This is a genomic window from Actinomadura livida (assembly GCF_014648675.1).
In the GTDB taxonomy this organism is placed as follows: domain Bacteria; phylum Actinomycetota; class Actinomycetes; order Streptosporangiales; family Streptosporangiaceae; genus Spirillospora; species Spirillospora livida.
The window spans coordinates 671,718-685,346 of sequence record NZ_BMRO01000001.1 but is presented as its reverse complement, the minus strand read 5'-3'; the positions used below and the strand labels follow the sequence as shown (position 1 = coordinate 685,346).

The following is a 13,629-nucleotide window of genomic DNA, read 5'->3' as shown; positions in this document are numbered from 1 at the left end:
AGACCCCTACAAGGCCCTACTCATCAGCGCGTTTGGAACCGTCCCAGGACCAGGGCGATGCGGAGGGTGAACGCGTTGCGACCGTCCGTGGGGGCGAGGCCGGTCAGCTCGGTGACGCGGCGGAGCCGGTAGCGGACCGTGTTCGGGTGGACGAACAGCAGCCGTGCGGTGGCCTCGAGCGATGAGCCCTGTTCGAGGTAGGTGGTGAGCGTGTCGAGGAGCGGGGCGCCCGCGGCGAGCATCGGGTTGTAGACGTTCTCCACCAGGTGGTGGCGGGCGTCGTCGTCGCCGTCGAGTGCGCGCTCGGGCAGCAGCTCGGTCGCCAGGACGGGACGCGGCGCGTCCGGCCAGCCCGCCGCGGCGCGGAGCCCGGCCACGGCGGCCTGCGCCGAACGGGTGGAGTCGTAGAGGTCGCTGACCTGCGGGCCGACGACGACCGGGCCGGGGCCGCACTTCGCGGCGATCGGACGGGCCGCCTCCAGGGGGTCGGTGTCGCCGCCCATGATGACGATGACCCGGTGCCCTTGGACGCCCGCCAGCACGTCGGCGCGCGCGCGGCGTGCGGCGATCTGCATCTGGTCGATGGTGACCTCGGGCTCCTCGTCCTCCGGCGTGAACCCCGCGATGACCGTGACGGGCTTGGACGTCCACCCGAGAGCGGCCGCCCAGGAGTGCATCCCGTCGTCGACCTCACCGCGCAGCACCGCGTTGACGACGAGTGCCTCCAGCCGTGCGTCCCAGGCGGCGCGCGTCTCGGCGGCGCGTGCGTAGACCTGGGCGGCGCCGAACGCGACGTCCCGCGTGTAGCGCAGGATCGCCTCGCGGAGCTGGGCCTCGCCGCCGGGCGCGGCGAGCTCGCTCAGCCGGGTCTCCACCACGTCGATGATGACGCGGATCATGTCGATCGTGTGGTGCAGCTTGATGGCGCGGAGCAGCTCGCGGGGCGCGGTGCCGAACACCTCTCCGGCGATGGCCGGGCGGGTCTCCTCGTTGTTCTTGAACCACTCGACGAACGCTGCGATGCCGGCCTGGGCGACCAGCCCTATCCAGGAGCGCTGGTCGGGCGGCATCCGCCGGAACCAGGGGAGGTGCTCCTCCATGCTGTTGAGGGCCGCGGTGCCGAACGTGCCCATGGCCTTCTCCAGGCGCTGGGTGGTCTGCTCGCGGATTTCGGCGTCGGTCGCGGTGTCCACCACCCCAGGGTGCCACCAAGGCGGGGGTGAACCGTCCTCAAGTGTGTGATCCGTGTCAGTGCTGAGTGACATCGGAGGTCCGTCCTAACGCGATGCCGGTGAGGTTCCGGAGGGACGTCGAGCCCGGTTCGAGGTAGTCGCTGTGGCCGGCGCCCCCCGCGTCGAAGACCCGCGCGCCGAAGGCGGGCGAGACCGGGTCGGGGCCGAGGCCGAGCCCGAAGATGCGGACGTGGGGGACGTCCTCCGTCCAGTCGGTGGCCCCCCGTCCCGCCCATACGCGGGCGGAGCCGCTGAACTTCGCGGCCGACCACGCCGTCGTGCCGGGGCTGCCGTAGAGGGCGATGTCGGTGACGTCCCGCCACGCCTGCCCGCCGGGCGCGTCCAGCGCCGCTCGGCCGCAGACGACCGAGCCGTAACTGTGGCAGAGCAGGCCGATCCCGGCGGACGGGTTGACCCGGTGCACGCCCGCCAGGAACCGCCGGAGCTGCGCGCCGCCCTCTCCGGCGCGCTCCCCGGTGAGGACCTCGCTGCTGAACGTCCCGGGAGCTGCGTAGCCGAGCCATGCGACCACGGCCAGTTGTGGGTGCGGTGACTGCGAGAGGGCTTGCGTGTAGACGGCACGTGCCCCTCCGCCGGGTGTCGACCAGGGCTTGTCGCCGCGGTCGTCGAACGCCGTCAGCGTGGTGTCCGCTCCAGGGACGAGGACCGCGACCCGCTTCGCCCTGGTGAGATCGCCGATGACCTCTATGGCGCGTCCATCGCCGCGTGGGTCGAAGTAGAGGAAGCGGCGTCCCGGCCTGAGGAAGGCGCCGAGCGCCCGCATCCGTTCGGTGTCGCGGACCTCTTGCGCCGTCGCGAGCGCCTTTTCGATGGAACGGCGGCCGGCGGCGTACCGGACGTCGAGCGTGGAGGGCGCCAGTTCGGGGACGGCGGCCGGTGGCGCGTAGGGGTCCGCGTGGCCGGTTCCCGCGGTCGTCAGCATGACCCCCGAGATCGAAACGGCGCAGGCCAGCGCTCTGCGGAGCCGTCGGGTGCGCGCTGAGATCGGCTTGCGTGGCGACATCGCCCGCCTTTCTACCACCCAAGATCGTCCGGCCGGGCGCGGCCGGTGCCCGGTTTCAGGGGGCTTCTTGGGAGATGTACGGCCCCGCGAGCGCGCCCGCGGTGTGGTTCGCGTCACGTCCGGCGCGGCGCGAACTCTCGAACCCGCGGACCAGCGCCCAGAGGACGGCGAGCGCGCCGGCGCAGACCGCCAGCCACGGCAGCCGCTCGATGATCCAGGCGGGCCGGTCGGGTGCGGTGTGCAGGCCCGGCAGGCGGCCGTACGCGAGCAGCGCGCCGGCCGTGACCGCCAGGAGCGCCGTCTGGTGCCACAGGAAGATCGTCATGGCGGAGCGGTTGGCCGCGGACACCGCCGCGCTCACCCGGGCGTGTCGCGTCCAGCGGGTCAGGGGGCCGTGCAGGAGGAGGGCCAGGCCCGTCTGGGCGAGGCCGAAGGCGACCGCCGCGAGGGTCGGCGGGCTGAGGTTGGACACCGCCGCCCCCGGCACGCCGACCATGCTCGCCGGGTATCCCGCGAACAGGATCAGCAGTGCGGTCGCCGCGGCGCCCCCGCCCACCAGGGCGAACCCGGCCCGCCGGGAGCCGAGCGCGCCGGCCGCCCAGCCGAAGCCGAGGTAGAACGGGACGAGCCAGCCCGTGAGGACGGTGGCCCAGCCCGTCCACCCGGGCGCGTCCAGCGCGAAGCGGCCGACGTCGATGGCGGCGGTCGCGGCGACGAGGAGGGCGGCGCCCGACAGGCCGAGCCGGTTCCAGACGGCCGCGATGGCGGGGGTCGCCGCCGTCAGCACCACGTAGACGCCGAGGAACCACAGCGGGCTCAGCACGAGTTCGACCAGCGTGCGCACGGTTTCCGCCGAGTAGCCCGCCCAGGCCAGCACGGCCGAGGCGGGAAGCCAGGCGGCGAGCAGGACCGGGAGCGGGCGCGCGAAACGCGCCAGTCGCCGCCGCAGCCTCGGCGCCCACGGCTCGCCGGGGCGCAGGCCCTTCCCGGCCGCGTACCCGCCGACGAGGAAGAAGACGGCGAGCGTTTGCAGCACCCAGGAGATCGGGGCCAGCTCCGGCATCGTCTTGAGCGGGCTCGTGACCCGCAGCTGTGTGCCGGAGCCGTCCGCGACGAAGGCGGTGACCAGCCAGTGGCCGAGCACGACGCCGAGGATCGCGAACGCGCGGAGTGCGTCGGCCGCGCCGTCGCGCGGATTCCGCAGCGATGACTCAGGCACGGGGGACCTCCGAGGCGCGGCCGAGGGCGATCAGGGCGAGGTTCCGGAGTGCCGCCGAGCCGGGCCGCAGGTAGCCGCTGTGGGCTCCCGCGCCCGCGGCGAAGCGCAGCGCGCCGAAACGGGAGGAGACGGGGTCCGTGCCGAACCCCAGACCGGCGAAGCGGAAGTTCGGCACGAACCGCATCCAGTCGCCCGTCGAGCGGCCCGCCCACACACGCGCGGGCGTGCCGATGTCCGCGGCGCTGTCCGCCGTGGTGCCGGGGCTGCCGTAGAGGGCGATGTCGTCCACCGGCAGCGGCGCGAGGGGCCGGGCCGCCTTGACGCACACCACCGAGCCGTAGCTGTGGCAGAGGAGAGCGAACCGCGCGTGCCCGTTCACGCGGTGGACGCCGGTCACGAGGCGTTCGAGATCGCGCGCGCCGTCCTTGGCATCACCGGACGCCAGGACGCGGGGGCTCGGCATCGACGGCGACTCGTAGCCGAGCCAGGCGATCACGGCGAGCCGCGAGCCGGGGGTGCCGGCGCGGGCCTGCAGGTAGAGCGCGCGGGCGTCGCCGCCCGCGAACTTGGGGTCGTCGTAGTTGGCCAGCGTGTTGTCCGCGCCGGGCACCACGACGGCGATGCGGTCGGCGCGCCGCAGGTCGCCGATGACCTCGACGGCCCGTCCGTCACCGCGCGGGTCGAAGGCCAGGAACCGCCGGCCCTCGGAGAGGAACGAGGACAGGACGCGCGCCCGGTCCTCGTCGTGGAACCGCTGTGCGGTGGCCAGCGCCCGGGCGATCTCCTGCCGGGTGGCCTGGAACCGGGCGTCGAGCGACGCGGCCGACAGTTCGGGCATCGCGCGCGGGGCCGGGTACACGTCGCCGTGCCGGGCGGCGGCGCTCGCCGACCCGGCCGCCGCGAGGGCGAGCACGGCGGCCGTGGTCCTGCGGACGCGGGTCATCCGGGACGTCCCTCCTGGAAGTGGGCTGCACTGTCCAGGACGCTAGGAATCGGACGCCGTACCGCAGATCACCCGACGGTCTGATCTTGCGGTGTGCGACCCCGGTATCAGCGGGGCTATGGACCAGGGGTCAGTCGCCGGGACGGACCAGCCCCACCTCGAAGGCGTAGACGATCGCCTGCGGCCGGTCGCGCAGCCCGAGCTTCATCAGGATCCGCCCGAAATGCGTCTTGACGGTCTGCTCGGCGACGACCAGCTCCCGGGCGATCTCGCCGTTCGACAGCCCGCGCGCCACCAGCGTCAGCACCTCGGTCTCCCGCTCCGTCAGCTCCTGCAGCCGCTTGAGGGACGGCGACCTGCGCCCCCCGAGCCGGGAGAACTCCGCGATGAGCCGCCGGGTGATCGACGGCGACAGCAGCGCGTCGCCCGCGGCCACGACCCGCACCGCGTCCGCCAGCTCGGTCGCGGAGGCGTCCTTCAGCAGGAACCCGCTGGCCCCGGCCCGGAGCGCCTCGTAGACGTAGTCGTCCAGGTCGAACGTGGTGAGCATGAGCACCTTCGGCGCGTCCTCGGTTGTGTCTCCGGATGAGTCCCCGGTGCCGTCCCCGAGGATCCGGCGGGTCGCCTCCAGGCCGTCCATCACCGGCATCCGGACGTCCATCAGCACCACGTCCGGACGCAGCTCGGCGACGCGGCGCAGCCCCTCCTCGCCGTTGACCGCCTCGCCGACGACCTCGATGTCGGGCTGGGCGTTCAGCAGCACGCCGAACCCCGTGCGCACCATGCCCTGGTCGTCGACGATGACGACGCGAACGGGTCTCCTGTGCGGGGACGAGCCCCCACGCCCCCCGGAACCGAGGGTCACGTCCGCTCCCGGGCGTCCACCGGCAGGTTGGCGGTCACGGCGAATCCTCCCTCTGGCGTGGGGCGGGCGGTCAGCTCGCCGCCGAGCGACGCGGCCCGCTCCCGCATCCCGACGAGCCCGTGGCCGCCGCCCGGCAGCGGCGTGCCGGGCGCCCGCCCGTCGCGGCGGGGGCCGCCGAGGGCGCCGGGCGGCCCGTTGACGACGCCGAGCCACACTATTGCCTCATCGCGCGACACTTCGACGTTCACCCGTGCTCCCGGCGCGTGCCGCATCACGTTGCTCAGCGCCTCCTGCAGGATCCGGAACGCGGTGAGCCCCACGCCCGGTGGAAGCCCGGCGATGTCGCCGTCCAGGAACGTCTCCACGTGCAGGCCCGCTCCGCGCGCGTTGGCGATCAGCTCGTCCAGCCGGTCGAGGCTCGGCTGCGGGGCGGTCTCGGCGCCGTCCTCCGCGCGCAGCACGCCGAGGATCCGCCGCATCTCGGTCAGCGCGTCCAGCGCCGTCGCGCGGATCTCGGCGAGGTCGCGGCGCGTCTCCTCCGGGAGCGACTCGACCTTGTAGGGCGCCGCCTCCGCCTGGATCGCGATCATCGACATGTGGTGCGCGACGACGTCGTGCATCTCCCGCGCGATCCGCTGCCGCTCGGTCAGCACGGCCTCGGCGTCCCGGTGCCGCCGCTGCTGCTCGGCCAGCTCCCGGCGGGACGTCCGCCGGACCCGGACGGCGTACCCGACCGCCAGCGGCAGCAGGAGCAGCACCGACGCCCCGGGAGCCGAGTCCGAGTCCTTGACCCACACCCCGGCGAACGACAGGATCGCGACGCCCAGCGTGATGTCGCGGGAGCAGCGCACCGTCACCGTGTAGACGCACATCAGCGCGGCGAACGCCCCGCCCTCGGTGTACTCGATGCCGGCCGGCCACGCGCTGACGGAGAGCACCGCCAGCGCCGCGAAGCCCATCCGCCACGCCGCCAGCGGATGCCGGTCGCGCAGGGCCAGCGGCGCGGTCACCAGGAGTGCGAACAAAAGAGCGGTGCCGTCGCCGGGGTAGTCGGCCGCGTTCGCGCGCACGGGCTCCCGGAGCATGGAGCTCGTCCCGGTGGTGATCAGGACGGTGAGGGCGATCCAGAACAGGTTCGCCACCAGCCCGAACGGCAGCCGCCCGATGCCGAGGAAGCGCGTCCACCGCAGCCCCGCGGGCCATGGCCGGTCGAGCGGCGGCGCGGGCTCGGCCCGTCCCGTCAGCGCCGCGGCGACGATCCCGTTCCGCAGCACGGTGCGCAGCAGGTTCGGCTCGCCCTCGGACTCGTCCCCGGCCATGCCGACCAGGCTAGAGACTCCGCGACCGTCCCGGATGACACCGTGGTGGGACACGTCCGTCATACCCGGGTACGGTGCGTTGCGTGGAGCCCGTCGAAGCGCTGCGCCGTATCGCGTTCCTGCTGGAGCGCGCCCACGAGCCGACCTACCGCGTGCGGGCGTTCCGCACCGCCGCCGGTGTCGCCGAGGAGACGCCCCAGGAGGAACTGGCGGCCCGCGCCCGCGAGGGCACGCTGACCGCCCTCCCCGGGATCGGCAAGGTCACCGCACTGGTGATCGAGGAGGCGCTGCGCGGCGAGACGCCCGTCTACCTGCGCCGCCTGGAGGCCACCGAAGGGGAGCCGCTGGACGAGGCCACCGCCGCGCTCCGCTCCGCGCTGAAGGGCGATCTGCACACCCACAGCGACTGGTCGGACGGCGGCTCGCCCATCCTGGAGATGGCGGAGACGGCGCGCTCCCTCGGCCACGAGTACCTCGCGCTCACCGACCACTCGCCGCGGCTCAAGGTCGCCAACGGCCTGTCCGCGGACCGGCTCCGCCGCCAGCTCGACGTGGTCGCCGAACTCAACGAGGACCTGGCGCCGTTCCGAATCCTCACGGGCATCGAGGTCGACATCCTGGAGGACGGCACCCTCGACCAGGACCCGGATCTCCTCGACCGGCTGGACGTGGTCGTCGCCAGCGTCCACTCCAAGCTCCGCATGGACCGCGTCGCGATGACCGAGCGGATGGTCAAGGCGATCGCGAACCCGCGCGTGAACGTCCTCGGCCACTGCACGGGACGCATCGTGAAAGCCGGCGGGAAGCGGGGCGGGCTGCGCCCCGAGTCGGAGTTCGACGCCGCGCTCGTCTTCGACGCCTGCGCCGCCTACGACGTCGCCGTGGAGATCAACTCACGGCCGGAGCGCCTCGACCCGCCCAAGCGCCTGCTCCGGCTGGCCGTCGAGGCGGGCTGCCGCTTCTCGATCGACTCCGACGCGCACGCGCCCGGCCAGCTGGACTGGCAGCACCACGGCTGCGAGCGGGCCGCCCGGTGCGCGGTCCCCGCGGCCCAGGTCGTCAACACCCTTCCCGCCGACGACCTGGTCGCGTGGACGCGCGCCGAGCTGTGACGGCCCTGCCACCAGCCGGCCGCGGTGCGGGCCGCGGGCCTCAACCCTTGGCCTGCTCGATCCGGACCATGTTGCCCGAGGGGTCGCGGAACGCGCAGTCGCGCGGGCCCCAGGGCTGCTCGATGGGCTCCTGCAGGACCTCGGCGCCCTGGACGCCGCGCACGCGCTCGAACGTCGTGTCGAGGTCGTCGGTGCTGAAGATCGCCATCGGCAGGACGCCCTTGGTCAGCAGCTCCTGCAGTGTGTCGCCGTCCGCCTGCGAGCGGCCGGCGTGCGGTTCGGAGAGGACGATGGCGGCGCCCGGCTGTTTCGAGTCGCCGAGCGTGACCCAGCGGAACTCGCCGTAGGGGACGTCGTTCAGCACTTCCATGCCGAGCCCGTCGCGGTAGAAGGCGAGCGACTCGTCCAGGTCGTTGACGGTGATGTGGCAGTACCGGATTGCTGTACTCATGCGGCCAACGTTAGGCGGCGGCCGTGCGGCCCGCTTCTCCATTCCCGCTCGGGCGGTTCCGCGCCGGGCGGGTGTTGACCTTGGCCACGCACGCGGGCACCGTGGCCATGGCGGCGTGCTCGCGGGCGCGGTACGCGCTCGGCGTCTCTCCGACGATCTCGGTGAAGCGGGAGCTGAACGAGCCGAGCGAGGTACAGCCGACCGCCATGCACGCGTCGGTCACGCTCGTGCCCGCGCGCAGCAGCGCCATCGCGCGCTCGATCCGGCGGGTCATCAGGTAGCTGTACGGCGTCTCGCCATAGGCCGCGCGGAACCGCCGGGAGAAGTGCGCGGGGGACATCAGCGCGCGGCGGGCCATCGTCGGCACGTCGAGCGGCTGCGCGTACTCGCGGTCGATGAGGTCCCGGGCGCGGCGCAGGTGAGCGAGATCGGCGAGCTCTTCCGGCGTCATGAAACCGACGCTACCACCCACCGGTGACATGCCGCTCACCTGCGCCGACGCGGTCGAACCAGGGCTGCCCCGCGGTCAGGACGTGAGGGAGCAGGCGTTCACGAGGTCGCCCGTGGCGGGCCGGGGCAGAGTGGTGCTCGGCGGGGGAGTCCGGCCTTCCCGCGTCCAGTTCTCCAGGGCCGTGAAGGCGGTCCGCATGCAGGGGAGGAGGGGGCGCAGGCGGTCCGGGTAGGTGTCGTAGAGGCCGTCGACGTGGTTGGCGGCTTCCAGGCGGTAGTAGCGGTACGGGGCCTTGCCCTTGGCGCGGACGAGCTCGGCGTAGACGTCGGAGTCTGTGCCGATGGGGAGCAGGGTGTCGTAGGTGCCGTGGAGGGTCATCAGCGGTTTGCGGATTTTGCCGGTGAGGGCGACGCGTGCCACGGCTCGGTGGACATTCCGCGGGCGTGCGGCGTAGTTGTAGGCGGCTTCGTCTCCCGTGTAGGCCGGGTCGAATTCCTCGCGGTAGATGCGCTGGGTGAGACCCCAGTAGACCTGGTCATGGAATGGCCAGAGGAATTCCGATCCGGGGGCCAGACCGGCGTTCAGAAGTGCCTTATGGGCGGACTGGTCGCCCGCCTCGTACGCCGGGTAGGCGCGGAGAATGGACGGGAGGTAGGTGAAGAGGTTCGGGCCCTTCTCGCGCCAGAGGGTGCCCTCCGCGTCGATGCCGCCGTCGTACAGGTGGGGACGGTTCTCCAGCTGCCATCGGACGAGGTAGCCGCCGTTGGAGATGCCGGCCGCGAACGTCTTGCCCGGACCGCGGCCGTAATGGCGGGCCACGGTCTTCTTGGCGGCCCGGGTCAACTCGGTCAGCCGGTGGTTCCATTCGACGACGGCGTCACCGGGGCGGCGGCCGTCCTTGTAGAACTCGACGCCGCTGTTCCCCTTGTCGGTCGCGGCGTAGGCGTAGCCCTGGGCGAGGACCCAGTCGGAAATGGTGAAGTCGTTGGCGTACTGGCGCCGGTTGCCGGGCGACCCGGCGACGACCAGGCCGCCGTTCCATTTCTCGGGCAGCCGGATGACGAACTGGGCGTCGTGATTCCAGCCGTTGTTGGTGTTGAACGTGGAGGTGTCCGGGAAATAGCCGTCCACCTGGACGCCGGGGACCCCGCTCGGGTTGCGGGTGCCGCCCGCGTGCAGGCCCGCCCAGTCGGCCGGGACGGTGTGGCCCGAGGCGATCGTCCCGGCCGTGGTGAGGTCGTCCAGGCATGCCGTGACCTGCGTCTCCGCGCCGGGGACCCGAAGTCCTGGGGCGCAGCCGCGATCAGATGCGGGCCCCTGCGCATGGGCGGGGGAGGCCAGGGCGGCGGCGAGGGCGCCTGCGGTCAGGACGCTTCGGACGATCATTCCGGCTCCTCGGGACGGGACGTCAGGTGCCGGCCATGGTCCAGCGAGGTGGTGACCCGGACCACGTGGGACGGCCACATATCGGCGAGGCCCGCCATGTGCCGGCGCTCTGTCCAGGGAGTGGTGTGGGTCACAGCCGTATCCGGGGCCCGGAATGTGGGTCGGACTCACATGGTCCGGTGTTCGGGCGCCACCTAGCGTTCCCGGTCACGGCGGCCCGGATATGGTCCGGGCCACCTTAGACGAGCGTGAGGAGGGCGCATGGGCGACCCCGACCCGGAGGGAACCGGCCCGAAGGGGCCCGTCCCGGAGGGCCCGGTCCTGACGGCGCGCGGCCTGGTCAGGGAGTTCCGCGGTTTCCGCGCGGTGGACGGCGTGGACCTCGACATCGCCGAGGGCTCCGTCCACGCGCTGGTGGGCCCGAACGGCGCGGGCAAGACCACCCTGTTCAACCTGCTGACCGGGTTCCTGAAGCCGACGGCGGGCAGCGTCCGGCTCGGCGAGCACGAGCTGGCCGGACGCAGGCCGGAGCGGATCGCGCGGCTCGGCCTGGCCAGGTCGTTCCAGATCACGAGCCTGTTCGCCGAGCTCACCCCGAAGCAGCACGTGGAGCTGGCACTGGCGGGCCGCAGCGGGCTCGGCTGGCGGTTCTGGCGCTCGGACGCCGCGCTCGGCCGCTACTCGGAACGCGCGGCCGAACTGCTCGACCAGGTCGGGCTGGCCGGGCACGGGGACATCCCCGCGGGGTCGCTGGCCTACGGCCGCAAACGCGCGCTCGAACTGGCCCTCGCCCTCGCGCTCGACCCGAAGGTGCTGCTGCTCGACGAGCCGACCGCCGGCATGGGCGTGGAGGACGTCGACCGCACCGTCGCGCTGATCAGGCAGGTGCGGGAGGGGCGCACGGTGGTGCTGGTGGAGCACAACATGAGCGTCGTCTCCAACCTCGCCGACCGCGTCACGGTCCTGCAGCACGGCCAGGTCCTCGTCGAGGGCCCCTACGCCGAGATCCGTCACGACCCCCGTGTCGTCACCGCCTACCTCGGAGACTCCAATGCTGAGCGTTGACGGCCTTTCCGCCTGGTACGGCGAAGCGCAGGCCCTGCGCGAGGTGTCGCTGGACGTGGGCCAGGGCGAGATCGTCACCCTCGTCGGACGCAACGGCGCCGGCAAGACCACGCTCCTGCGCAGCCTGATGGGCCTCCACCAGGGCGTGTCCGGGACGGTGCGCTTCCTGGGCGACGACATCAGTTCCCTGAGCCCGCACAAGCGCAGCCGCCGCGGGCTCGGCTACGTCCCAGACGACCGCGGCATCTTCGCCACGCTGTCGGTGGAGGAGAACCTCACGCTGCCGCCCGCCATGGGGCCGGACCCGTGGTCGCTCGACCGGGTGTACGAGACGTTCCCGAGACTGCGCGAGCGGCGCAGGTTCCCCGGGACGAAGCTGTCGGGCGGCGAGCAGCAGATGCTCGCGCTGGCGCGGGTGCTGCGGACGGGCGCCCGGCTGCTGCTGTGCGACGAGCCCACCGAAGGGCTGTCGCCCCTGATCGTCGCGCAGATCGGCGACATCCTCCGCGAGGTCAAGGCCGCCGGCGTCACCGTCCTGCTCATCGAGCAGAACGTCCACTTCGCCGCCACCGTCGCCGACCGCCACCACCTGCTCGCCGAGGGCCGGATCGTCGAGTCCATGGACAACGACGAGGTCCTCGCCCGCGAGAACGAACTTCTGCAGTACCTCGGAATCTAGGAGAGCCCTGATGAGACTTCTCGGACGTTCGGCCGCGGTCGCGGCCGCCGGAGCACTGCTGGCCGGCTGCGCGGGCGGACCCGGCGGGGGCGGCGGCGCGATCAGCGACGACAAGGTGGTGCTGGCGGTGCTGACCGACCAGTCGGGCGTGTACGCCGACCTGTCGGGCAAGAACGCCGTCGAGGCGGTGAAGATGGCCGTCGCCGACTTCAAGGCCAAGTACGGCGACAAGGCCGTGACCGAGAACATCGAGGTCATCGGCGCCGACCACCAGAACAAGCCCGAGGTCGCCAACTCCAAGGCGCAGGAGCTCTACGACCGGCAGCAGGCCGACCTGATCCTGGACGTGCCGACCTCCTCGGCCGCGCTCGCCGTCGCCAACGTCGCCAAGACCAAGAAGAAGATCTTCATCGACGTCGGCGCCGCCACGACGGAGCTGACCGGCAAGCAGTGCAACAAGTACACGTTCCACTACGGCTACAACAGCTACATGCTGGCGCACGGCACCGGCACCGCGCTGACCAAGGACGGGGCCAAGAACTGGTACCTCGTCTACCCGGACTACGCGTTCGGGCAGGACATGGAGAAGACGTTCCAGGCGTCGATCGAGGCGGCCGGCGGGAAGGTCGTCAAGAGCGACCCGACGCCCTTCCCCAACGACAACTTCTCCACCTTCCTGCTGAAGGCGCCCGATCTCGACCCCAAGCCGCAGGTGCTCGGCGCCCTCCAGGCCGGCGGTGACCTCGTCAACCTGGTGAAGCAGTACAACGAGTACAAGCTGCGCGACAAGGGCGTGAACCTCGCCGTCGGCCTGATGTTCCTGACCGACATCCACTCGCTCGGCCCGGACGCCATGGCCGGGACGCGGTTCACCGACTTCTGGTACTGGAACGCCGACGAGAACAACCGCGCGTGGGCCGACAAGTTCCACGCCAAGACCGGCACCCGCCCGACGGCCGTCCACGCGGCCGACTACTCGGCGGCCCTCCAGTACCTGGAGGCCGTGCAGCGCGGCGGCACCGACAAGGCCGACGACGTGGTCGCGCAGCTCGAAGGCCACAAGGTCGACGACATCTTCACGGCCACCGGCACCATCCGCGCCGAGGACCACCTCCTCACCCACGACGCCTACCTCGCCGAGGTGAAGCCGTCCAGCGAGGTCAAGGAGCCGTGGGACTACGAGAAGATCGTCAGCACGATCCCGGCGGCCGAGGCGTTCCAGCAGCCCGACCCCGCCTGCAAGCTCTGAGGCGGCCGCGACGTGCTTCAGCAGGCGTTCAACGGCCTGGTGAGCGGGGCGTTCTACGCCCTGCTCGCCCTCGGCCTGTCGATCATCTTCGGCATGCTGCACGTGGTGAACTTCGCGCACGGGGCGTTCTACATGCTCGGCGCGTTCGGCTCCTATGTGCTGCTCGACTCGTTCGGCGTGAGCTTCTGGCTCGCGCTGCCGCTGGTCCCGATCGTGCTGGGCGTGGTCGGAGTGGTGCTGGAGCGGCTGTTCATCCAGCGCCTGGCGCCGCTCGACCCGCTCTACAACTTCCTGTTCACCTTCGGGCTCGCGCTGATTTTGCAGGACCTGGTCAAGCGGCAGTACGGCGTGCAGTCCCAGCCGTACCCGCGGCCGTCCGCGCTGAGCGGCTCGATCGATCTGGGCCTGTTCACCTATCCCGCCTACCAGGTGTTCGTGCTCGGCGTGTCCGTGCTGGTGTGCGGCGCGGTGTGGGTGGTCCTCACCCGGACCCGCGTCGGCATGATCGTCCGGGCGGCGACCGAGCGGCCCGAGCTGACCCGCGCGCTCGGCATCGACGTCGCCCGCTGGGTGACGCCCGTCTTCGGGTTCGGGGTCGCGCTCGCCGGGCTCGCCGGCGTGCTCGCCGCGCCGA

Annotated in this window: 15 protein-coding genes; 5 read left to right on the top strand and 10 right to left on the bottom strand. The window is 72.3% G+C overall.

Features of this window, described 5'->3' with window-relative positions; all coding sequences use genetic code 11:
- Nucleotides 1-23 precede the first annotated feature (23 nt).
- The 6 genes from IEZ03_RS03005 to IEZ03_RS02980 all read right to left on the bottom strand — a co-directional run bounded on the left by IEZ03_RS03005 (nt 24) and on the right by IEZ03_RS02980 (nt 6,602).
- Complete coding sequence (locus IEZ03_RS03005; RefSeq protein ID WP_229807962.1) at nt 24-1,193, bottom strand: PucR family transcriptional regulator; 1,170 nt, start codon at nt 1,191-1,193, stop codon at nt 24-26.
- A gap of 55 nt (nt 1,194-1,248) precedes the next feature.
- A complete protein-coding gene (locus IEZ03_RS03000; protein ID WP_221480620.1) occupies nt 1,249-2,175 on the bottom strand; it encodes an alpha/beta hydrolase in 927 nt (308 codons plus the stop codon).
- A gap of 136 nt (nt 2,176-2,311) precedes the next feature.
- On the bottom strand, nt 2,312-3,475 hold the full coding sequence (locus tag IEZ03_RS02995) for an acyltransferase family protein (RefSeq protein ID WP_229807961.1): 1,164 nt from the start codon (nt 3,473-3,475) through the stop codon (nt 2,312-2,314).
- Nucleotides 3,468-4,418, bottom strand: coding sequence for an alpha/beta hydrolase (locus tag IEZ03_RS02990; protein ID WP_184882356.1), 951 nt, complete (start codon nt 4,416-4,418; stop codon nt 3,468-3,470). Before IEZ03_RS02990 ends, IEZ03_RS02995 begins: the two co-directional genes overlap by 8 nt.
- Nucleotides 4,419-4,548: 130 nt before the next feature.
- Entirely contained in the window at nt 4,549-5,283 is a 735-nt protein-coding gene (locus IEZ03_RS02985; protein ID WP_268248512.1) for a response regulator, read from the bottom strand.
- Nucleotides 5,280-6,602, bottom strand: a complete 1,323-nt coding sequence (locus IEZ03_RS02980; protein ID WP_184882358.1) for a sensor histidine kinase — start codon at nt 6,600-6,602, stop codon at nt 5,280-5,282. The genes IEZ03_RS02985 and IEZ03_RS02980 overlap by 4 nt, the downstream gene beginning before the upstream one ends.
- Before the next feature lie 83 nt (nt 6,603-6,685).
- On the opposite strand from IEZ03_RS02980, the gene IEZ03_RS02975 reads away from it, so the two are divergent.
- On the top strand, nt 6,686-7,714 hold the full coding sequence (locus tag IEZ03_RS02975) for a PHP domain-containing protein (protein WP_229807960.1): 1,029 nt from the start codon (nt 6,686-6,688) through the stop codon (nt 7,712-7,714).
- 40 nt (nt 7,715-7,754) lie between these two features.
- Here the strand turns inward: IEZ03_RS02975 and IEZ03_RS02970 are convergent, their stop codons facing one another.
- From IEZ03_RS02970 to IEZ03_RS02955, 4 genes are all read right to left on the bottom strand, one after another.
- Nucleotides 7,755-8,165 (bottom strand): VOC family protein, encoded by a 411-nt coding sequence (locus IEZ03_RS02970; protein WP_184882362.1) that lies wholly within the window; start codon nt 8,163-8,165, stop codon nt 7,755-7,757.
- A 10-nt stretch (nt 8,166-8,175) separates the two neighbouring features.
- A complete protein-coding gene (locus IEZ03_RS02965) occupies nt 8,176-8,616 on the bottom strand; it encodes a helix-turn-helix transcriptional regulator (protein WP_184882364.1) in 441 nt (146 codons plus the stop codon).
- 75 nt (nt 8,617-8,691) lie between these two features.
- Entirely contained in the window at nt 8,692-10,002 is a 1,311-nt protein-coding gene (locus tag IEZ03_RS02960) for a 3-hydroxybutyrate oligomer hydrolase family protein (RefSeq protein WP_184882366.1), read from the bottom strand.
- Nucleotides 9,999-10,136, bottom strand: a complete 138-nt coding sequence (locus IEZ03_RS02955; protein WP_165966108.1) for a hypothetical protein — start codon at nt 10,134-10,136, stop codon at nt 9,999-10,001. The genes IEZ03_RS02960 and IEZ03_RS02955 overlap by 4 nt, the downstream gene beginning before the upstream one ends.
- 127 nt (nt 10,137-10,263) lie before the next feature.
- Between IEZ03_RS02955 and IEZ03_RS02950 the strand changes: the two genes are divergently transcribed.
- From IEZ03_RS02950 to IEZ03_RS02935, 4 genes are all read left to right on the top strand, one after another.
- Nucleotides 10,264-11,067: an ABC transporter ATP-binding protein gene (locus tag IEZ03_RS02950; protein ID WP_184882368.1), complete on the top strand. Its 804-nt coding sequence runs from the start codon at nt 10,264-10,266 to the stop codon at nt 11,065-11,067.
- Nucleotides 11,054-11,746, top strand: coding sequence for an ABC transporter ATP-binding protein (locus tag IEZ03_RS02945; protein ID WP_132047714.1), 693 nt, complete (start codon nt 11,054-11,056; stop codon nt 11,744-11,746). The genes IEZ03_RS02950 and IEZ03_RS02945 overlap by 14 nt, the downstream gene beginning before the upstream one ends.
- A gap of 10 nt (nt 11,747-11,756) precedes the next feature.
- Nucleotides 11,757-12,995: an ABC transporter substrate-binding protein gene (locus IEZ03_RS02940; protein WP_184882370.1), complete on the top strand. Its 1,239-nt coding sequence runs from the start codon at nt 11,757-11,759 to the stop codon at nt 12,993-12,995.
- A 12-nt stretch (nt 12,996-13,007) separates the two neighbouring features.
- On the top strand, nt 13,008-13,629 hold a 622-nt coding region (locus IEZ03_RS02935; RefSeq protein WP_229807959.1), incomplete at its 3' end, for a branched-chain amino acid ABC transporter permease.

Excerpts from the sequence above, each read along its gene's own strand:
- IEZ03_RS02960 (WP_184882366.1), bottom strand. The coding sequence starts at position 10,002 with ATGATCGTCCGAAGCGTCCTGACCGCAGGCGCCCTCGCCGCCGCCCTG.
- IEZ03_RS03000 (WP_221480620.1), bottom strand. The coding sequence starts at position 2,175 with ATGCTGACGACCGCGGGAACCGGCCACGCGGACCCCTACGCGCCACCG.
- IEZ03_RS02990 (WP_184882356.1), bottom strand. The coding sequence starts at position 4,418 with ATGACCCGCGTCCGCAGGACCACGGCCGCCGTGCTCGCCCTCGCGGCG.
- IEZ03_RS02945 (WP_132047714.1), top strand. The coding sequence starts at position 11,054 with ATGCTGAGCGTTGACGGCCTTTCCGCCTGGTACGGCGAAGCGCAGGCC.
- IEZ03_RS02950 (WP_184882368.1), top strand. The coding sequence starts at position 10,264 with ATGGGCGACCCCGACCCGGAGGGAACCGGCCCGAAGGGGCCCGTCCCG.
- IEZ03_RS02940 (WP_184882370.1), top strand. The coding sequence starts at position 11,757 with ATGAGACTTCTCGGACGTTCGGCCGCGGTCGCGGCCGCCGGAGCACTG.
- IEZ03_RS02965 (WP_184882364.1), bottom strand. The coding sequence starts at position 8,616 with ATGACGCCGGAAGAGCTCGCCGATCTCGCTCACCTGCGCCGCGCCCGG.
- IEZ03_RS02980 (WP_184882358.1), bottom strand. The coding sequence starts at position 6,602 with ATGGCCGGGGACGAGTCCGAGGGCGAGCCGAACCTGCTGCGCACCGTG.
- IEZ03_RS02970 (WP_184882362.1), bottom strand. The coding sequence starts at position 8,165 with ATGAGTACAGCAATCCGGTACTGCCACATCACCGTCAACGACCTGGAC.